This window comes from Nitrospinota bacterium, from assembly GCA_027619975.1.
In the GTDB taxonomy this organism is placed as follows: Bacteria; Nitrospinota; Nitrospinia; order Nitrospinales; family VA-1; genus JADFGI01.
This window is the reverse complement of record JAQCGX010000013.1, coordinates 1-18410: the sequence shown is the minus strand read 5'-3', so window position 1 is coordinate 18410 and position 18410 is coordinate 1. Positions and strand designations below refer to the sequence as shown.

Sequence of the window (18410 nt, the reverse complement as noted above, 5' to 3'; positions counted from 1 at the left end):
CAGCCTGGAAAGGCTGTGCTACTTAAAAGCAAAAACCTGTAAAACTTAACTCGCTGACGGATTTTTCTCTTTTTCAGCAGCCTGCTAGATCGCGTCGCCCATCTTGAATATTGGCAGATACATCGCCACGACAATGAAACCTACAACGAGGCCAAGAAAAACCATCAGCATCGGTTCCAATAGAGAGGTCAGGGCAGCAACCGCGTTATCGACTTCCTCGTCATAAAAATCAGCGACTTTGTGACACATGGTGTCCAGCGATCCGGAGTTCTCGCCAACGTCGATCATCTGAATCACCATCGGCGGAAAAATACTTTCCCTGGATAAGGGGCCGGCAATGTTTTCCCCTCCTTTGATGGCCTCGATGGTCCTGAATACCGCCCTCTCAACGATCTTGTTGCCGGAAGTACGGGCACAAATTTCCAGCCCTTCGATCAATGGGACACCGCTGGAGATCAGCGTGCCCAGGGTACGGGTGAACTTGGCAACGGAAACCTTACGGATCAGCTCTCCGACCACGGGAACTTTCAGTGCCAGTTTGTCGATTTCATAACGACCCCGCTCGGTAGAGTACATCTTGCGGACAATAAAAATAAAAGCCGCAACGCCGCCAAACAGGTAATACCATTTGGTGCGGAAAAAATCACTCACCATCATGACAATCTTGGTGGGACCGGGTAATTCCGCCCCTCCGCTCTCAAACAAAGTGGCAAAAGCGGGAATGACAAAAATCATCAGAAAAGCCACCACACCCACGGCAACAGTGACGATGACGCCAGGGTACACCATGGCGGATTTTACCTTCTGCTTGAGGGATTCGGATTTTTCAATATAATCGGCCAGGCGCTTCAGGATGATATCAAGAATACCGCCCGCCTCTCCGGCTTCCACGAGGTTGCAATACAGGCCGTCAAATGCTGTGGGGTGCTTGCGCATCGAATCGGAGAGATCGCTTCCCTTTTCAATATTGGACTTGACCTGCAGGGTGATCCCTCCTAAGGTTTTATTTTCGGACTGTCTGCCTAAAATATCCAGGCACTGGACGAGGGGAAGCCCGGCATCCACCATGGTGGAAAACTGGCGGGTAAACACAACGATATCCCGACCGGTGATTTTTTGTTTTTTAGGACCGAAAAAATCACTCGAACCGCCCTTTTTCTTGATGGAGTTGATGCGGATTTTCTGGACTTTCAACTTGGCGACTGCGGACTTTTCGTCTTCCGCATCCACCTCGCCTGATTTGATCTGCCCCTTCACCCTGGCTTTATACGTAAATGTTGGCACTGAATATTCCTTTTTTGAACCTGCGTTACACCGGTTTGATGCTTTTGCGTGTATTTTCCAGTTCCGAACCGATTTTGGTCAACACGTCCGTGGTCCTGCGAAGCTTCTCCACCAAACCTTTGACGATGGCCTGCAAATCCTCCGGCAATGTGCTCAGGAGTTCGTCAAATTTCTTTTTATCGATAAATCCAACTTCTACTTCGCCCAGGGCAGACACAGTGGCGCTTCTGACGCTCTTTGTAATCAACCCCATCTCTCCAAACACGTCGCCTTCCTTAAGGGTTCCGAGCACCAGTGTCTTCTTGTCGATTTTCTTGGTGATGCGCACCTCACCCTTCAACACGATATAGGCGTTGTTACTGATGATTCCTTCAGAGATAATCACCTCTCCTTCAGAAAAACGCTGGACAATAGACGTCTCTTTTAACAAATTCATACTTTCCCCATGGCGTGCAAGGACTCTTTAAACACCTTGTAAAAAGTCTCATGATCGGCGATTGATTTCTTCAGAATCTGCGAAAACTTATCCTTGTCTTTTTCATTAATGACCAGATTGACGCTGTAAGAAAATGCTTCCATATTGTTCAAGGTTTTGAACTTATCTCCCAGGATGGCAAAGAAAATATTTCTCCGGGTGGCCATCGGCATTTCTGCGAGGAGTCGGTACACCGGGTTCTTTTCGAGCGCAACACCGCCATAGTTTTCATTGAGGACCACACAATGAAAATGCGTGAACCTCATTTTGTGGATGGCGTGCTCGGAGGATTTGGCGAATTGCAGTTTGAACCCTCTTTCCTCCAAGGCTTCTACCCACAGGTCCTTATTCTTATCATCCAATATCAGAGCCAGCCGGTCATTTTCTTCATAGATCTGTAGTTCATCCTCTTCGTCGTCGAAATCGGTGGAAAGGATAATTTCCAGTGAGTTTTCCGATGAGCTTTCCAATTCATTGAGCGTCCCCTGTTGTTCTTCAGGGGCTGGCGCCGACGACTCTTGAGGACGGGAAAGATGCTGATCTACCCGAACCTTTGCGCGGCACCCAGGGCAGGTCATGGAGAAAGCCCGGTCCTTGGGAATTTTATCTTCGGGAATATTTATCCCCTGTTCACACGCTGTGCATTCTATCTGCATCCGGTCTCCCTCGGAAAATAAGGATCACTTGAGTTGGGTGTCATATTCTTCATCCATAGCCAGCGTGTCAATATCCGTGGTCTTTTCCCCCTTGGAAGCTTTAAGAGTGTCAATCCCCCGCGCCACGATGGTCTTGCGGGAAGCATAAGCCATGGCGGTCTCCTCGGTGATTTTCCCCTCTTTTAACAGTTTGAGGATATGCTGATCAAACGTCCACATTCCATAAGGTTCCCCGTGGGCAATGATTTCGTAAAACGTTTTTCCCTCGGATTCACCGTTGAGGATCGCGTCTTTCACCCTGAGACTGGTAGATAAAATTTCCAGCAAGGCGATTCTTCCGCCTCCCACCTTTGGCAACAGCCTTTGGGCGATGATCCAGCGAACGGTTTCTGCCAGGCGGATACGAATCTGCTGTTCTTCCTCTTTGGAAAACATGCCGATGATGCGGTTGATGGTTTGACCCGCATCGACGGTATGCAGGGTACTCATGACCAGGTGACCCGTTTCTGCGGCGCTCATTCCAATCTCGACGGTTTCCCGGTCGCGCATTTCACCCACGAGAATCACTTTGGGCGCCTGCCTCAGGGCCGCGCGCAAACCACCGGAAAAGGCGTCGAAGTCACTTCCCAGTTCTCTCTGGTTAAACGTCGCTTTCTTGTGCGGGTGCACGAACTCCACCGGATCTTCAAGGGTGATGATATGGATCGACTTTTCCTCATTGATATTGTCTAAAAGCGCCGCGAGGGTGGTTGACTTACCGCTGCCGGTAGCTCCCGTCACCAGAATCAAGCCATTCTTCTCGTTCGCCACTTTGCCAAACTGCGGGGGTAGTTTCAACTCTTCGATCGAAGGAATGCGGGTTTCCAGTTTTCTGAGGACCGTGCTGTAATTGCCGCGTTGAGAAAAAATATTGACCCTGAATCGCACTTTCCCGACCAGAAAATAAGAACAGTCGCAGGACCCTTCGCGGATGAGGGTTTCCGTCAAGCGCCGATCGGAATTGATCAGGTTCAAGGCAAAAAATTCCGCCTGAAATGGCGTGATTTTAGAAATTGAGGATTCCAATGCCACCTCGGTCAACTGACCGGAAGACTCGACTTGAAACGATTTTCCCGCCGTGATGTTGAGGTCGGAAATATTTCCGTGCGATTCCAGCATCGTGGTCAGGATATGGTCAATTTCGGCTTTTCTCATACAGCTCTCATTAAATAAATTCGGGAGGCTTTTTCAAATACTGGATGAACCGGTCTTTGACGATGGCCTTGTCATACGCGTCTTCGGGACTGATTTTCTTGGCATTCAACCCCTCCAGAATGGCGTCATCCAAAGACTGCATGCCAAACTTTTTCCCGGTTTGAATGGCTGACGGAATCTGGAATGTTTTTCCTTCGCGAATCAGGTTGGATACGGCTGGCGTGACCACCAGTATTTCAAGAACCGCCATCCGGCCTTTTTTATCGGTGCGTTTGAACAGGTTCTGAGCCACCACGCCTTTAAGGGTTTCCGAAAGGGTGGTGCGGATTTGCGCTTGCTGGTGAGCCGGGAACACATCGATGACACGGTCAATCGTTTTGGCGGCGCTTTGGGTGTGCAAAGTGCCAAACACGAGGTGTCCGGTGGAGGCCGCTTCGAGAGCCAGTTCAATGGTTTCCAGGTCGCGCATTTCGCCGACCAGTATGATATCCGGGTCTTCTCTGAGCGCCCCTCGAAGAGCGGATTTAAAACCCTGGGTATGGAATCCCACCTCTCGATGGTTGATGATGCAGTTCTTGTTCTTGTGAACAAACTCCACAGGGTCTTCAATGGTGATGATGTGGTTTTTTTTATGGGTGTTGATGTAATCAATCATCGCCGCCAAAGTGGTGGACTTCCCACTTCCCGTCGGACCCGTGACCAAAACCATGCCCTTGTGCAACATGGAGAGTCTATTGATCACCGACGGCAGACCCAGTTGCTCAGCCGTCATGATTTCACTGGGAATTTCTCGAAAGACGGCGCCGATCCCCCATTTCTGCTGAAAATAATTTGCCCGGTAGCGAGCCAGATTGGGGATCTCATAAGCGAAATCGATGTCACCCGTTTCTTCAAAAGTCTTGATCTTGTCCTCGGGAGCAATTTCATACAGAATGCTTTTCAGTTCATCATTGCCAAGCTCCTTGTACTTGACCCGCTCCATGTCTCCATGAACCCTGAGAACGGGCTGGGACCCTGCCACCAGATGCAGGTCTGAGGCACCCTGCTCATTCATCAACTTGAAAAAAGCGTCTATTCTGGCCACGGTTTCACTCGATCAGTTTAGCTGTTATATCAAAGTCCCGGACGACATCACTGGTGCCAAAAGGCAGGTCTATGGATTGCCCGTTTAAAAAAATCCGGGTTCCCCGCCTGTTACCGATGGTCACTCGAAACTTCTCATTCCCATAAATATTTTTACTGGAACCGCCTGGGAGAATAAAATCATCCTCGCCACCATCGTCCACAGTTACGTTAAACCAGGAATTACCTTGAACCTGAATCATTAAATGCAGAGGCTTGGTATTGGCTTCCACTGCTTCGGAGTTTGAATCAGCTTCCATCGGCACTTCCGCAACATAGGGGGAGGGTTTCTCTTTCAATTTGGAATCTGCGGCAACGGGTTTGTTTTTGTTGACTTCCGATTCTGCCCTTGAGTCAACCGGGAGAGCCGGGGGGACTTCTTGTGATAACCCCGCCGCAAGTTCCTGCTCTGGTTGTTCTTCATTACTGACATCAACGTCTTTGGGAATCTCTGGCTCTACGGCATTCAGGGCAGGAGCATTCGCAGACAACTGTTCGGCGCCCTGTTTATTACCCTCCTCAACCAGAGAGCCCACACCCAAATAACCCATCATTAAAATACCCGCCAAACCAATGCCGCCAATGACATATCCAGCCAGATTTTTCTTTCTTGAGTGGATTTTTTCACTTGCGAGGTGGGCGTTCTCGAGTTCTTGTTTGCGAACCTTGCCGAAATTTTCTTCGTAGGCGGTGACCATTTCTTCAGAATCCAGGCCAATAACTCTGGCGTAAGAACGAATATAACCCTTGATGAAAACTTCTCCTGGAAGCTGGTCAAACTCGCTGTTTTCCAGCGCCTCGAGAAAGCGAATATGAACCTTCGTCACTGCGGCGATTTCTTCAAGGGGGACACCCCGGAGTTCCCGCTCATGTTTCAAATACGAACCAAAATTCTCTTCCATAATTGACTATCAGGATTGACTATCTAGGTTGTTGGATGAGTTCCAAATATTTTCTGGAAACACGGGCCCATTCACTTTTGGGCGCCAGTTTGATAACTTTTTTGAAGTGCTCTACAGCTTGATCCATCTGTTTTTTAATGATAAGCAGCTGGGACATTTCATAATAGGCCTGAGTAAACTCAGGGTTGAGGGCCACCGCCTTCTGTAAAGACTCCAACGCTTGATCAAAACGTTCCTGATCTTTGTATGCCAGGGCCAGGTTGAGCCGGATGGCGGCATTATCCTTTAATTCGATCGTCTTTTTCCATTCACGTTCGGCATCATCAAACTGACCCTGATTGTAATAGCTCAGTGCCAGCCAATTATAAACCCGATGCGGCTCGGGTGTCCCCCGGCCGAATCAGATCTTCTTTAAAATTTTCTACGGCGCGACTCCACTCCCCTGTGCGCATATACAACCGGCCCAACTGCCGATAGGCATCTTTGGACTCCTTGTTGATTTCCAAAGTTTGATTGAAAGTTTTTTCCGCATTCACCAGGTCCCCGGCAAGGAAATAGGCCATACCCAAATGCAGGCGAAACAGTTCACTTTGCGGGCTCAGCTCCACCGCTTCCTTGAAACTGGCGATCATCCCCTTTTGATCATTTATAGAACCTTGCTCCAGCCCTTTCTGAAATTTCAACTGCGCTTTAGAAGCGTCGGATGCCATATCACTGGCACAGCCTCCCAAATATCCCAGAAACAATAACCCCGCAAATAATGACAACCAACGGGTTCCATTAAGAGAGTTTACTTTTGATTTATTCATAACCTTTTGTCTTTCTGAAAGTTAGGCCAGTTTTGCAAACCTAAAATTATATCAAAAAGCCCTTCATTTCTCAACCAGCCCCAGAATCATTTTTATTACGGAAAAAACTGCCTGCCAATACTTTATCGAAATAAAACTTAAGAAAACAATAATTATGACGATATTGTTTGAGACGAACTGTGTTTTGGATCACAAAAACAACCACTCGATACCGAGTTTCTGGAACCCATGGAAATTTTCAACAAAATACATAGTGATTTGTTGTAATATACCGTAAATTAGCGAATTACATTTTCAGTATAAAGAATAAATTGCTGAAAAATTCTTAAGTTTATTGAAAAATTTAGAGTTAGAGAACGGTTGGGGCCCTGGTGTCCCCACAATAATAACACTTTTTATGTGAGGGGGTGTTCGGCGGATAAAGATCATGCGTTTCATTCTTTAAAAAAGAAACCAAATTCAATTTGCATATATAGGAGCCAACCATAATGAAAATCAAGCTAATTACGCGATTTTCCCAAGCAACCGCTGTTCTGGTTTTAATTGCGGCTGCGCGGGAAATGCTTTTGCCATAGAAAATAAATCTCGTGTCATTTCTCCTTATTGGCAGTCAGACAGTTCTTCTTATTCATTCATTGCTGTAACCCATCCTTCATTGTCGGGCATGAGATCACAAATCGGGGTGACCATCAATGCCATTCAGAAAGATAAGACCGCATTCGGGACGGCAACTTCGTTCACCCTCACCGCAGGCAGCACGACGAGGGTTTTCATCGTCCGCACCAACCAGACCAGTATCAATGCGACGAGTATTCCCACAGCGCAATTCATTGTCGGATCGACAGCAGCATTCCAGCATGGCCATGTGCGCATCGATCCGGTGGCAACCACCCCTGGATTCAGAACAGGTGAAAATGTTGGGGCCGGTTTTCGCGATGCGACCATGCTCTCCTACTGGGGCGCGGTGGTCATCGAATCCAATACCACGGGGTTCGCCATGGAGTTCATCGGCGATGCGCATGACAGTGCCGCTACAAGCAGCAACCACGGGAGTATAGCTGTGAGTGGTGTCGGCGCTCCGTAGCAAACAATGAATCCACGAATAAGAATCAGCCAAATAGACATATACAAGGAGAACGACTGATGAAAAAATTTTTCATAGCAAGCATGCTTATCCTGACGGGGTTTGTGGCTGTGGCCACAACCGCTCAGGCGCAAATATTATCGGCGCCAATCACCACCAATAGCGCCAGGGTAGCCATTTCCCCCTACGCTCAGACGGTTCCCAGTGACAGTTATACTTTTATTGGGATCAGTCACCCTTCATTGAACTCGGCGTTAACCCAGATCGGAGTGGTTTTAGAGGTTCTGGGTATGACCACAACGGTGAACACCGCCGCCGGAAGATCTGTGACCTTCACAGTAGATGCCGGCGAAACTCATCGAGTCTTTATCGTCGATCAGGGGAACGCCTCCATTAATGCTCTGAACGCGGCCTTCACCGACTCCAGGACTCACCTCATCAGCACAGTTAATACCGCGCAATTTGGCAATGTGAGAGTGGTCGGCATCAATGAAGCGCCGGGAACCGCAACCACCGTGGGATCGACGCGAAAATATGACAATGTTTCCCAGCTCAATATGTGGGGCGTTGTTTATATTCCTGCGAGTGGCACCGGGTTCGCCATGGAGTTCATCGGCGATGCGCACGATTCCACCATTGGGCCCGTGTCTAACGGGATAGCTCCAGTAGGAAGCACCAGAAGTTTTACCGGTGCAGGCCGTGGTGTTAACTGATCGTTTGTGATAATATCCTTTTAAGTCAAGGGGTCAACCATCCTTGGTTGGCCCCTTTTTTTATTCCTACCTGAAGGACGCTTACCATGAAACTTCTTTTCCCCGCTTTAATTCTATTTACATTCCTTTTCGCCTGCACCTCCGAAAACGCGACCATTGACACCGCACAATCCGAGTCCCACTACAAACTAGGAATGGAGTTTGCCAAGCTGTCCCTTTACAAAAACGCCCTCGAAGAATTTGACCTGGCCATCAAACACGACCCCGACAACCTGAAGGTGTACAGCAAAAAAGGCCTGGTGCACTTCGGACTCAAGCAACACGACCAGGCCCAGACGGCATTTGAAAAAGTCCTGTCTCTGGAACCTGAAAACGTTCAGGTCCATATCAATCTGGGAATGGTGTTCTACGTCAAGGGAGAAAAGCAAGAGGCGCAAAAGCGATGGGAACAGGCCATCGCCATTAAGGAGGGGGATAACGACTCCAAGGCTGTCAACAATATTGCCAATATCTACAAGGAAGAAAAAATTTACGATAAAGCCATCGAGTATTACCAGCAGGCCATTGCTCAGGAGCCCAACAACTCCACCTACCTCAATAACCTTGGGGACAGCTTTCGCCTTCAGGGCGAGTTTGAAAAAGCGGAGGCAACCTTTAAAGGGTCGCTTGCGGCGGACCCGAAGGGAATGTTGACCCATTTTAACCTGGGCATGCTTTACCAGGACCAAAAGGCTTACGACAAAGCGGTTGAAGCGTTCCAGAACTCTTTAAAAATCAATCCTTATTACGCCGAAGCCTATTTCCAGATCGCTCTGAGCCACATCGCCAGAAAAGACAAAAAATCCGCTCTCGAGTCCATCGAACTGGCATTAAAAGCCGAGCCTTCCAATTCAAAGTATCGACAATTATTCTCCAAAATGGAAGCGTCCTGAAACCAGCATGACGCTGGACTCAGTGCTAACGTACCAGGGATTTATGGCGCCCCCTCTTCCAGGCGGAAAACCTGTTCACTAAAAAGAACAACTCGTTTATGATGGCCCAAGCTCAAAATAAGTTTCGTCTCTTGCAAACAGGGGCTCAAAATGGCGATTACAAAAACCAAAAAATATCACTTTTTAGACATTCCTTTATTAAAATGAACGAGGAAATAAAAAATCAAGGCGATCTTTCCACGGGAGACTCGCGGGAAATTTCCAAAGAGGAAATTAAATCCATTCTCGATAATCATCTGAACTGGCTGAATTCTAAGGGAGCGACAGGGGAAATCGCGGATTTTAAGAAAGCGCATCTCAAGGGAGTGGTTCTCATGGGAGCCAACTTGCGGGAAGCCAATTTCCAGGAAGCGACCCTGTATGGGGCGTATCTGAAAAAAGCGGACCTGGAACGGGCATCTCTTGAAGGAGCTAATTTGCGCGGCGCCAATCTCCGCTGGGCCAATCTGAAACATGCCGACCTCAGAGGAGCCAACCTGATCCGGGCGGATCTCAGGGAAGCCGACCTGGAACAAACCCGGTTGCAGGGCGCCAACTTGAAAATGGCGGAGGGTTTGACCCGGAAGCAAATTGACGGAGCCCTGCTAGATAAAAGCACGGTGCTTCCAGACTATCTAAAATAATCGTCCAGAAGCTGTTACATTTCGCCTGCAGACAAACCGGAGGTGGGTTTGAAATCCTGTTGACCGGAATTACTGAAAAATCATCCGGGCGGAGTGAACCATGTTTCCAAAGCTGGAAGTCGAATCTTCCACGGAGGTCGCTTCATAGCCGCAGTGCGCTGTGCAGTCGGCACATTTCGGGTTATTGCGGTGACCGTATTTTTCCCATTCGGTGGTTTCCATGAGCTGATCAAAGGTTTCCGTATACCCCTCATCCAGAAGATAACAAGGTTCCTGCCAACCCAGCACCGAATAATTCGGATTCCCCCACGGGGTGCAATTGTAATCGCGCTTGCCCTGTAAAAATTCCTGATAAAATGGTGAATGATTGATGTCCCATCGCCCGTTTTTATTTTTTTTCAGCAGTTCGGCAAAAAATTCGAAGGTACGTTTTCTGCCAAAAAAATGTTCCTGATCCGGCGCATCCGGGTATTGAAATGCAGACGCCACGGTCACCCCGTCCACCCCTAAAGATTTGACGAAATCAAGAAATTCCTCCGCCTTGGCCACGGTCATCTCATCGAAAAACGTGCTGGCGCTGTTGACCCTGTAGCCCATTGACTTGGCTTTACGAATGGCGGCAACGGCTGTTTTGAAGGTGCCCTCCTGAGCTACAATGCGGTCGTGGTCTTCTTCCATGCCATCCAGATGAATGGAAAGCGTGAGCAGAGGCGAAACCGGGAGCTTGCCGAGAAAATTATCCAACAGGAGCGCATTCGTGCACAAATAAACATAACGTCCCTGCGCTATAAGACCCTCGACAATTTCTAAAATCTGGGGATGCATCAAAGGCTCGCCGCCGGCAATCGAAACCACGGGAGCGCCACATTCATCCGCCGCCTTCAGGCAATTTTCCGGGCTGAGGTTTTGCTTCAAAATTTCATTTGGTTTTTGGATTTTCCCACAGCCCACACATTCCAGATTGCACCGGAACAAGGGTTCCAGCATTAAAACCAGCGGATATTTTTTCCGTCTTTTCAGCTTCTGTTGGAATATATAGAAGCCAATTTTTAAAGCCTGTCTGAGAGGTACCGCCATTTAGGATCATCTCCAAATTGCAAAAATAGAATCTATGACAAATACTTGCCGGGATGTAAGCAAAAGTATTATATTTTAATTCCTACAGGTAACAAATTTTTGTTGGTCCACCCTTGAATCCGGAAAACCCAGACACCGGGCCAATCGCTCAAAATCTGGTTAATTTCAAACAGACTCTGTGGAGAAGTTTTGAAAAAAGCAATCCTGTTTTCCATCCTGGTGGTTCTGGCGCTGCTATTGGACGGAACGCTTTCCTATGACATTTTTGATCTGAGAATGCTTTCCTCTGCAGGGTGGCTGGCATTGCTTTTGGTCGCTATCATGTGCGGAACCATCGCCTGGGCGGAATCCACCCAAAAAAGCGAAAAGAAGAACAACCCCAGGTAGAGGAACCTGTGCCGTTAGGCGCTGTTACGCACCGGTCACAGCAGTTGCCATTGGCTGCTTCACCAGGCTCAATAAGGAATTCGGTTCCACGGGCCCTTCGGACTGAATCCAGACCGCACCGTTGCCGCCATGAGCGACGTCAATCGCGCTGCCTTTTTTATCCTGCATGGCGTTGATGCGGAAGCGGTATTGACCTGCTGGAGAAATGTATTCGACCTCATCGCCCACTTCCATGCGGTTTTTGATCTCCACTTCCATCATCCCGTCCGATCGCAAGTCCAGCACCTGGCCGCCAAACACCTGCGGCGGATCGACATCCTGCGGAGAATCAAAACGCTCGGTGTCGTGGTTGGATTTGGAAATAAAAAAAGCGGAGGTGAACCCCCGGTTGGCGGTTTTGTTGATTTCTTCCAAAAGTTGAGGATCAAAAGGTCGGCTTTGAGCCAGGCTGTCAATCGCCGTCCGGTAAACTTTGGTGACCAGCGCAAGGTAATAAATGGATTTGGAACGCCCTTCGATTTTAAAAGACATCACCCCTGAATCTCGCAATTCCTTGAGAAACTCCACCGCTCGGAGATCCTTGGAGTTCATGATGTACGTGCCGTGTTCGTCCTCGTCGATCGGCATCATTTCTCCCGGTCGCTTGGCCTCTTCGATAAAATAATTGCCTTCAAGCAGGCTGCTATTGTGGGAGGAGTCCGTCTCCTTCGAGCTACCGCAAGAGGGTGGGGGAATCTCCCCCTCTTTATGGACATCGTATTCCCAGCGGCAACTGTTGGTGCAGGTCCCCTGGTTGGCGTCCCGGTGATTGAAATAATTCGAAAGCAGGCATCGGCCCGAATAGGCGATACAAATCGATCCATGCACAAAAGACTCCAGCTCCATACCGGGAACTTTTTCATGGATCTCGTGAACCTCCTCCATGGAAAGTTCCCTGGAGAGGATGACGCGCTTGACGCCTTCATCGTACCAGAACTCGACCGACGGCCAGTTCATGGTGTTCGTCTGCACGGACAGGTGAACCGGTACCTTGGGAAATTCTTTGAGAGCAAATCGGATCAAGCCCGGGTCGGACATGATGAACCCGTCCGGCTCGGCTTCCGCATAAAAGGCCAGAGATTTTTTGAACGACTCCACCTTCCGGTTCTGAGGCAGAATATTGGCGGTGATATAGATTTTTTTTCCCAGCTTATGGGTGGTTTCGATCGCCTCTTTCAATGAAGCGTCTTTGAAGCCATTTTCCCGCGCCCTGAGGGAAAACTTGGGGATGCCGGCATAAACCGCATCCGCTCCATAAGCAAAGGCATAACGTAATTTTTCGGGACTGCCCGCAGGGGCCAGTAGTTCAGGAATCATAATATAATAAGAAAAGTTCGCCAGGGGCCGCTGGCCCATTCCTGGACTTCAGGATGTCTCTAATAATTCGATATTTTTCTATCAGGCAACTCGCGGACCTTTATTTTATAAGGCCTGCTCATAGACCGGAAGATTTTTTAGAGATACCCTTTATGTTTTCGAGTAGGTGCTCATGAACTGAGCTCGATCCAGAATATGGCCTTCCATCGCCTGCAACAATTGTCTTTTGGTTGCACCCGGCTGTAACTCCAGCTCCTTATCCAAAGCATAGAGTTTGAATACATAGCGATGGATTCCGCTCGGGGGACAGGGGCCGCCGTAACCAATATTTTGGAAATCGTTCAGCCCCTGCATGATACCACTTTCCAACTGGCCTTCACGCGGCAAATTATCTGGAATCTCTAAAATATGAGCCGGGACATTATATAATATCCAGTGCACCCAGGTTCCATCGCCAGCGTCCGGGTCGTCTAAGATCAATGCCAGGGTCATCGCCTCGTCTGGAACCGATGACCATTCCAGGGCAGGAGAGAGGTCTTCTCCGTCACAGGTGTACTTTTGCGGAATTTCGCCTCCATCCTGAAAGGCCTTACTGGCCATCTGCATCGCCATAGGATAACCCGTTCATTCGTGATGGTTTAAGTTAGATTGCTTTAGAGACTTTGGGAACAGCCTGCACTGTATAACACAAAAACACCTTTCTGCAATACAATTCCAGGTAGAAAGGAGCTGAAAAAACAGCGCTATTTATATTTGCAGCGGATTGTTCGGTATGGAAAATAAAATGGCGTGATATCAACCCTGATTACGTAGCGACAACAGGTTGTTCCCTTGGTTTTTCCTTGGACTCCAGTTTCTCGACCACCTTCAGGGTGGCGCGCAGGCGCTGGGCTAAAATTTTCAGGATGGGCATCAGCGCCTGGGGGTTGTGGTCGGCCAGGGAATCAAAGGCTTCCTGGGTCAGCTTGGTGATATTACAAGGTTCCAGAGCAACGACCGAGCAGGAGCGGGAGAGCCCGTCAATGAGCCCCATTTCGCCGAAAATATCATTCTCTTTGAGAACGGCCAGAATTTTGCGCTGACCCTCGGGGTCCGATTTTGAAACCTCAACCGTGCCGGACTCGATAATAAAGGCACAATCGCTGGCCATGCCTTCGTGGATAATTTCGTCACCTTTTTTGAAAAACAGGGTTTTCATTTTTTTTCACAGAGAAAAAGGTCTGAGTATCAGAATCAAACCCTATATGGAGAAAAAACATCTTATCGCCTGTATTGAATTTACAGCATTACTGCTTATAAATCAAATATTTAGATGCAAGACACGGTTTTATAAAGGTTTTTAAAAGCCATGAATTCAGAGGCCATTGTATTCTAGTTAGCATTCATTTGCCTTTACAATCGGGCGACGCCCTGAAGCCGGATTTCAGCGCCTCCATGAAATTTCCAAAGACGGTAAACTCTTTACTGTCCCTGGGGTAATTCTGGCAGGCAGGCCACTGGTATAATTTCGTTTTCGGGTCGCCGATCAGCCCGTAACTTAAAATAAGATCGTAATCCATTCTCAAGCCGTTTCCCGGCGGCTCGATGGACCCCGGTTCCCGCCGGTATTTCCAGGGGGGAGACGCAGACGGGTCGATCCATAAACCGGCTTTGCTTTTCCAGGCCCGATATTCCAGCTCGCTGAGAAACTCATTCACAGGAGCATGCACACGATAGTGCCAGGCCAACCCCTGACGCAACAACTCCTGATTCAAAACCCGGCCATCGGGAAGAGTCACCTGGCCAATCAGGCGGCCGTACTTATCTACCGTATCGAACTCGACGTTGACCAAATTTTCCATCAGCAGACTTTCGCTGAACAGACGCGCCTGTCTGCCAAACGCCTGGGAAGGTTCGGGGGCGTCCACCTCCATCAGGCGAACTTTGAAAGTTTTTCCATCGCCGATTTGTATTGTGAAGGTATCTCCACTGGAGACATCAACCACTTTGCCGTTTACATTGTTGGCAAAACTCTCCATAGCAAACAGCAGGGCTCCCAACCCGACGATGGTTTTTATCAAAATCCTGATCCAGACAATTTTCCCCTTCACACTTTCTCTGGCTGAAAGCAGGGGAGGGGCCAATGGCGTTTTCATCAGTTAATTTTTAAGAGGATTCACTTGATAAGTCCTGGTTTTCAAAAACCGGCAGACTTTTATCTATCATGAACTGTACGTCGGGGCTGGCATGAATGCTTTCGATAGCGATGGCCGGATGTACAGACGGGAACACATGGAACACTTCATCCACAAACGCCTGCCCGACCGTGGGAATATTTTTGAAATCCAGGACCACCCGCTGAAATTTTTCCACCCCCAGAAGCACGCGTTTCGCCTGGGTTCTGGAAATATACGGATCATCCTCCATCTGACTCAGCTTAATCAGAATTTCTGTGGTGTCGAAAACAGGAGCGCCGGACACCGTATATCGACTGACCACCTGCTTTAATGTCCGTTCCGCATCGAAGCTGATGGCCATCGAAATCCGGGTGCCTTTGGACTTGGAAATTTTTCTTTTTTCCAGGAACCAGTCGTCCCTGACATTGTCCTTGCAATAAAACAGACCATCGGAAAATATCCCGAACACATCGAACAAACGCGAGACAATAAAAATCCCCTGGCCCTGATGACTCTCGGGAACGGTGGTGAATTTTCCTTTCGATAATTGCAGGATGCTTTCGCGAATATCCAGAACTCCAAGAACTTTTTGAATGCTTTGGAAAATACCGGCACCATCGTCAATGATATTAAGCTCCAGAGAATCTTTCTTCCAGATGGTTTTCACCACCACGCCTTTGCCCCCGGAATGCGTGAGCGCGTTGTTGAACATCTGCACAAACGCATACTTGCAGATTTCCTCTACAGCCTCCGGGAGCCGGGCAAAATCCTCACTCAAATATTCCGTCCACACCTGACCCGCGTGAGCGTTCGGTTCGATCTGAAAGATGAGGGTTTTGTCCAATGACGTTTTTAGGTAATAAGCCGCCCCTTTGGTGGTCCCGGTTTTAACGATTCTTTTGTCGCGCAACAGCCGATTCAAATGGCGGTGGACCGTCATCCGGGTCACGCCAAAAGATTCTGCGGTCACGGCCACAATGTCCTTGGCATGACCGGGAATGTTTTCCACAAGGAAAGATCGAATTTCCTGCGCTCGACTCATTACAATAGTTCTCCAAAAAACGGCTGAGGGTGATTATAACTACCTGAAAATTAATTTATATATATCGTACTCAGGAAACTTTTTAAACCGGATTTGCCAACCACCAACCCTTAATTTTACGGACTGGCTTGCGCTCTAAATGGGGCGTTTGCGGAACATCCTGAGTTTATAACTATAGTAACTACCCGTTTATACCTACTCTATCGGGATCTTAATAGATTACTTTAACTAAATTTAGTAAACCTTTATTAGTTAAGCATTTATTTTATTTTTTCCGCTTTTTTCCCGGTCCCTTCCCCGTTGCTTTATTACCGATATTTGCCTCTCCAACCCATTCTTTGAGCCTATGCTCCACTCCCTTCAAAACCGGCTGTTGCAACTACATAGATGAGGCAACTCATCGCTTCTCAAAAAAGAATAAATAATAATGCCTATTTTATTAAAAAAACTATTGACAACAAAAATACATATAAATATACTTATAAAAGTTAGCTATTATTTTTTAGTTCCTGTTGCAGTGATACTAAATTTGGAGGTGGGTCATGAGTTTAAGAAAATCGACAATTCTGATTTCAAGCGTTCTCTTCCTTCTGGCGACCAGCACGTTCGCACAGGCCGACCACAGATACTCAGGAAGCCAGCATGGGTATTCCGACCACAGTAGCCATTCGGTCGTGATTGAGTCCCACGATTATTACCCTGAAGAGCATCATGGATCTTATCGGCATCAACAAGAGCGGCGGCATTACAAAGGACATCACCGTCCTCACTATAAGCGCCACTATTCAAGACACGGGTACGGGCATAACCACGGGACCAGCCATGTCTATATAGAAAAGCATGTGTACAGACATGAGTCTCCGCAGGTGGTGTATCAACAGCCGCAACCGACCTACTACCAACCGGCGCCTGTGAATCAATATTCTTCTTATAATAACGGGAACGTCGTGGGCGACACCTTGATCGGTGGAGCATTAGGCGCGGCGGCAGGCGCGGCCATTGGAGCCGTTACAGGAAGCCCGGCAAAAGGTGCGCAAATCGGAGCCGTCATTGGCGGTTTCGGTGGAATCAGCCGTGGCATTTTGGGACGCGGATTGATCTGGTAGTTGAGCAGACCCCTCCTTCCTGCTCAGGTACCGGAAGATCGACCGAGGGAACCTCCCCCTCCGACCCCCTCCTTTTCCTTAGCGTCTGGATACTTCCAGATGACGGGGAAGCGGAGGGTTCCTTCATTTCAGCTTTTCCCGGCGCTTTCCACTCCCCTCCTTTACTCTTTCCACTCGACAAATGTATATTGCAGTAATATACTTATTTTGTGACGGAAAATTTTGAAATCTTATTGAGATGCACCGGATTTGAGTGGGACGATCACAATTCTGAAAAGAATTGGATAAAGCACGGCGTCACACCTTCGGAATGCGAGGAGATGTTTTTCAACCGTCCCCTGATTGTTCAAGACGATACCAAACATTCAAAGAACGAACGTCGTTTTTACTCCCTGGGACGAACAGAGTTTGGAAGACTTCTGTTCGTTGTCTTTGCCATCCGCAAGGACAAGATTCGGGTGATTTCGGCAAGAGATATGAGCCGCAAGGAAAAGAAGGAGTCTCAATCGCATGAAGAAAAAAGTTCCTGAGTTCCAAAACGAGGACGCGGAAAGAAAGTTCTGGGCAACCCACGACTCCACTGAATTCGTGGATTGGAAAAGAGCGAAAAAGACCGTGCTTCCAAATCTCAAGCCATCGGTCAAGACCATTTCCCTGAGACTGCCCGAATCGATGCTCGAGGAACTGAAACTTCTCGCCAACAAGCGGGATGTTCCCTATCAGTCGCTATTGAAAATATTCCTCTCTGAGAGGATACGAGAAGAGTTGAGGGCCCCGTAGCACAATATACCTAGCCCGGCAATTGCTTGGGCCAGAGGAAAGTATCGCGGGCCAATTTAAATATTGTTAGACCAAAAGCCAATACGGACCGGATAAAAAATGCCAATTCTCAACTTTAAAGAAATACCGGAAGCACATGGAGGAAACGGTACTCAAGACACGTTTGAAATGTTTGCAAGAGATTTTTTTGAATATCTTGGCTACACAGTGTTGCAAGGGCCTGACCGTGGAGCTGACGGAGGGCGCGATATTCTTTTGGAGGAAAAACGCGCCGGGGTAGGCATTGGTGCTGCAAAGGACAGTGCGATCAGAAACTCAAAGCCCCATTAAAAGAACAACGCTTAATAGATCAATGGGAAGACATCCCCGATGTAATTATCCCTACGGTTTATGTGAGGTGGATCATCGGGACAATCAACGAGTTGAGGGCAGGAGTAACTTACTCTGATACTGCATTTGAGAAACTAAAACAGTTTTTACTTGAAGTCTATCCGCATGTCGCTAGACATCTAACCTTGGACGAGAAGCAAAGGCTCAAATCGTTAATGACTATCCCAGCTTGTTTAGGCGGAATGGGAGATTAAGGGCATCTCTAAAAATTAGTTTATTACAGGAAATCGAACACTGTACAAGGATTTCTTATATTGGTGGC

The 18410-nt window shown here is 48.1% G+C and carries 22 protein-coding genes; 9 read left to right on the top strand and 13 right to left on the bottom strand.

The window, feature by feature from the left end:
* Positions 1-84: 84 nt before the first annotated feature.
* From O3C58_06340 to O3C58_06310, 7 genes are all read right to left on the bottom strand, one after another.
* Complete coding sequence (locus O3C58_06340) at positions 85-1284, bottom strand: type II secretion system F family protein (GenBank protein MDA0691479.1); 1200 nt, start codon at positions 1282-1284, stop codon at positions 85-87.
* Between the two features lie 25 nt (positions 1285-1309).
* On the bottom strand, positions 1310-1720 hold the full coding sequence (locus O3C58_06335; protein MDA0691478.1) for a cyclic nucleotide-binding domain-containing protein: 411 nt from the start codon (positions 1718-1720) through the stop codon (positions 1310-1312).
* A complete protein-coding gene (locus O3C58_06330) occupies positions 1717-2415 on the bottom strand; it encodes a hypothetical protein (GenBank protein ID MDA0691477.1) in 699 nt (232 codons plus the stop codon). Before O3C58_06330 ends, O3C58_06335 begins: the two co-directional genes overlap by 4 nt.
* A gap of 24 nt (positions 2416-2439) precedes the next feature.
* On the bottom strand, positions 2440-3609 hold the full coding sequence (locus tag O3C58_06325) for a PilT/PilU family type 4a pilus ATPase (GenBank protein MDA0691476.1): 1170 nt from the start codon (positions 3607-3609) through the stop codon (positions 2440-2442).
* Between the two features lie 10 nt (positions 3610-3619).
* Positions 3620-4693, bottom strand: a complete 1074-nt coding sequence (locus O3C58_06320; protein ID MDA0691475.1) for a type IV pilus twitching motility protein PilT — start codon at positions 4691-4693, stop codon at positions 3620-3622.
* A gap of 4 nt (positions 4694-4697) precedes the next feature.
* A complete protein-coding gene (locus tag O3C58_06315; protein MDA0691474.1) occupies positions 4698-5633 on the bottom strand; it encodes a DUF4115 domain-containing protein in 936 nt (311 codons plus the stop codon).
* 362 nt (positions 5634-5995) lie between these two features.
* Complete coding sequence (locus tag O3C58_06310; GenBank protein ID MDA0691473.1) at positions 5996-6442, bottom strand: hypothetical protein; 447 nt, start codon at positions 6440-6442, stop codon at positions 5996-5998.
* Between the two features lie 664 nt (positions 6443-7106).
* Here O3C58_06310 and O3C58_06305 point away from each other — a divergent pair.
* The 4 genes from O3C58_06305 to O3C58_06290 all read left to right on the top strand — a co-directional run bounded on the left by O3C58_06305 (position 7107) and on the right by O3C58_06290 (position 9854).
* On the top strand, positions 7107-7526 hold the full coding sequence (locus O3C58_06305; GenBank protein MDA0691472.1) for a hypothetical protein: 420 nt from the start codon (positions 7107-7109) through the stop codon (positions 7524-7526).
* Between the two features lie 59 nt (positions 7527-7585).
* Positions 7586-8239 (top strand): hypothetical protein, encoded by a 654-nt coding sequence (locus tag O3C58_06300; protein MDA0691471.1) that lies wholly within the window; start codon positions 7586-7588, stop codon positions 8237-8239.
* A gap of 86 nt (positions 8240-8325) precedes the next feature.
* Entirely contained in the window at positions 8326-9171 is an 846-nt protein-coding gene (locus tag O3C58_06295; GenBank protein ID MDA0691470.1) for a tetratricopeptide repeat protein, read from the top strand.
* 203 nt (positions 9172-9374) lie between these two features.
* On the top strand, positions 9375-9854 hold the full coding sequence (locus O3C58_06290) for a pentapeptide repeat-containing protein (GenBank protein MDA0691469.1): 480 nt from the start codon (positions 9375-9377) through the stop codon (positions 9852-9854).
* Positions 9855-9923: 69 nt separating this feature from the next.
* Here the strand turns inward: O3C58_06290 and hpnH are convergent, their stop codons facing one another.
* Positions 9924-10931, bottom strand: a complete 1008-nt coding sequence (gene hpnH, locus O3C58_06285; protein ID MDA0691468.1) for an adenosyl-hopene transferase HpnH — start codon at positions 10929-10931, stop codon at positions 9924-9926.
* A 189-nt stretch (positions 10932-11120) separates the two neighbouring features.
* On the opposite strand from hpnH, the gene O3C58_06280 reads away from it, so the two are divergent.
* Positions 11121-11318 (top strand): hypothetical protein, encoded by a 198-nt coding sequence (locus tag O3C58_06280; GenBank protein MDA0691467.1) that lies wholly within the window; start codon positions 11121-11123, stop codon positions 11316-11318.
* A 24-nt stretch (positions 11319-11342) separates the two neighbouring features.
* Here O3C58_06280 and yegQ read toward each other — a convergent pair whose 3' ends face one another.
* From yegQ to O3C58_06255, 5 genes are all read right to left on the bottom strand, one after another.
* Positions 11343-12713 carry a tRNA 5-hydroxyuridine modification protein YegQ gene (gene yegQ, locus O3C58_06275; protein MDA0691466.1) on the bottom strand — a complete coding sequence of 457 codons (1371 nt, stop codon included), beginning with the start codon at positions 12711-12713 and terminating at the stop codon, positions 11343-11345.
* Positions 12714-12824: 111 nt separating this feature from the next.
* Positions 12825-13274 carry a YbhB/YbcL family Raf kinase inhibitor-like protein gene (locus O3C58_06270; GenBank protein MDA0691465.1) on the bottom strand — a complete coding sequence of 150 codons (450 nt, stop codon included), beginning with the start codon at positions 13272-13274 and terminating at the stop codon, positions 12825-12827.
* A 205-nt stretch (positions 13275-13479) separates the two neighbouring features.
* The gene (locus O3C58_06265) at positions 13480-13872 is read right to left on the bottom strand and encodes a cyclic nucleotide-binding domain-containing protein (GenBank protein MDA0691464.1); all 393 of its coding nucleotides are present in this window, start codon (positions 13870-13872) and stop codon (positions 13480-13482) included.
* A gap of 184 nt (positions 13873-14056) precedes the next feature.
* Positions 14057-14809: a thermonuclease family protein gene (locus O3C58_06260; GenBank protein ID MDA0691463.1), complete on the bottom strand. Its 753-nt coding sequence runs from the start codon at positions 14807-14809 to the stop codon at positions 14057-14059.
* A 10-nt stretch (positions 14810-14819) separates the two neighbouring features.
* A complete protein-coding gene (locus O3C58_06255) occupies positions 14820-15872 on the bottom strand; it encodes a DUF4325 domain-containing protein (protein MDA0691462.1) in 1053 nt (350 codons plus the stop codon).
* Between the two features lie 542 nt (positions 15873-16414).
* Between O3C58_06255 and O3C58_06250 the strand changes: the two genes are divergently transcribed.
* The 4 genes from O3C58_06250 to O3C58_06235 all read left to right on the top strand — a co-directional run bounded on the left by O3C58_06250 (position 16415) and on the right by O3C58_06235 (position 18088).
* The gene (locus O3C58_06250) at positions 16415-16978 is read left to right on the top strand and encodes a glycine zipper family protein (protein ID MDA0691461.1); all 564 of its coding nucleotides are present in this window, start codon (positions 16415-16417) and stop codon (positions 16976-16978) included.
* A 233-nt stretch (positions 16979-17211) separates the two neighbouring features.
* A complete protein-coding gene (locus tag O3C58_06245) occupies positions 17212-17508 on the top strand; it encodes a BrnT family toxin (protein ID MDA0691460.1) in 297 nt (98 codons plus the stop codon).
* Positions 17489-17758, top strand: a complete 270-nt coding sequence (locus O3C58_06240; GenBank protein MDA0691459.1) for a BrnA antitoxin family protein — start codon at positions 17489-17491, stop codon at positions 17756-17758. Before O3C58_06245 ends, O3C58_06240 begins: the two co-directional genes overlap by 20 nt.
* A gap of 99 nt (positions 17759-17857) precedes the next feature.
* Positions 17858-18088, top strand: a complete 231-nt coding sequence (locus tag O3C58_06235; protein ID MDA0691458.1) for a hypothetical protein — start codon at positions 17858-17860, stop codon at positions 18086-18088.
* Positions 18089-18410 lie beyond the last annotated feature (322 nt).

What these genes read in the sequence shown, in the direction of transcription:
- O3C58_06335 (MDA0691478.1), bottom strand. Translation starts at nt 1,720, where the DNA reads ATGAATTTGTTAAAAGAGACGTCTATTGTCCAGCGTTTTTCTGAAGGA.
- O3C58_06330 (MDA0691477.1), bottom strand. Translation starts at nt 2,415, where the DNA reads ATGCAGATAGAATGCACAGCGTGTGAACAGGGGATAAATATTCCCGAA.
- O3C58_06325 (MDA0691476.1), bottom strand. Translation starts at nt 3,609, where the DNA reads ATGAGAAAAGCCGAAATTGACCATATCCTGACCACGATGCTGGAATCG.
- O3C58_06315 (MDA0691474.1), bottom strand. Translation starts at nt 5,633, where the DNA reads ATGGAAGAGAATTTTGGTTCGTATTTGAAACATGAGCGGGAACTCCGG.
- O3C58_06310 (MDA0691473.1), bottom strand. Translation starts at nt 6,442, where the DNA reads ATGAATAAATCAAAAGTAAACTCTCTTAATGGAACCCGTTGGTTGTCA.
- O3C58_06305 (MDA0691472.1), top strand. Translation starts at nt 7,107, where the DNA reads ATGAGATCACAAATCGGGGTGACCATCAATGCCATTCAGAAAGATAAG.
- O3C58_06300 (MDA0691471.1), top strand. Translation starts at nt 7,586, where the DNA reads ATGAAAAAATTTTTCATAGCAAGCATGCTTATCCTGACGGGGTTTGTG.
- O3C58_06295 (MDA0691470.1), top strand. Translation starts at nt 8,326, where the DNA reads ATGAAACTTCTTTTCCCCGCTTTAATTCTATTTACATTCCTTTTCGCC.
- O3C58_06290 (MDA0691469.1), top strand. Translation starts at nt 9,375, where the DNA reads ATGAACGAGGAAATAAAAAATCAAGGCGATCTTTCCACGGGAGACTCG.
- hpnH (MDA0691468.1), bottom strand. Translation starts at nt 10,931, where the DNA reads ATGGCGGTACCTCTCAGACAGGCTTTAAAAATTGGCTTCTATATATTC.
- yegQ (MDA0691466.1), bottom strand. Translation starts at nt 12,713, where the DNA reads ATGGGCCAGCGGCCCCTGGCGAACTTTTCTTATTATATTATGATTCCT.
- O3C58_06270 (MDA0691465.1), bottom strand. Translation starts at nt 13,274, where the DNA reads ATGGCCAGTAAGGCCTTTCAGGATGGAGGCGAAATTCCGCAAAAGTAC.
- O3C58_06265 (MDA0691464.1), bottom strand. Translation starts at nt 13,872, where the DNA reads ATGAAAACCCTGTTTTTCAAAAAAGGTGACGAAATTATCCACGAAGGC.
- O3C58_06260 (MDA0691463.1), bottom strand. Translation starts at nt 14,809, where the DNA reads ATGAAAACGCCATTGGCCCCTCCCCTGCTTTCAGCCAGAGAAAGTGTG.
- O3C58_06255 (MDA0691462.1), bottom strand. Translation starts at nt 15,872, where the DNA reads ATGAGTCGAGCGCAGGAAATTCGATCTTTCCTTGTGGAAAACATTCCC.
- O3C58_06250 (MDA0691461.1), top strand. Translation starts at nt 16,415, where the DNA reads ATGAGTTTAAGAAAATCGACAATTCTGATTTCAAGCGTTCTCTTCCTT.
- O3C58_06240 (MDA0691459.1), top strand. Translation starts at nt 17,489, where the DNA reads ATGAAGAAAAAAGTTCCTGAGTTCCAAAACGAGGACGCGGAAAGAAAG.
- O3C58_06235 (MDA0691458.1), top strand. Translation starts at nt 17,858, where the DNA reads ATGCCAATTCTCAACTTTAAAGAAATACCGGAAGCACATGGAGGAAAC.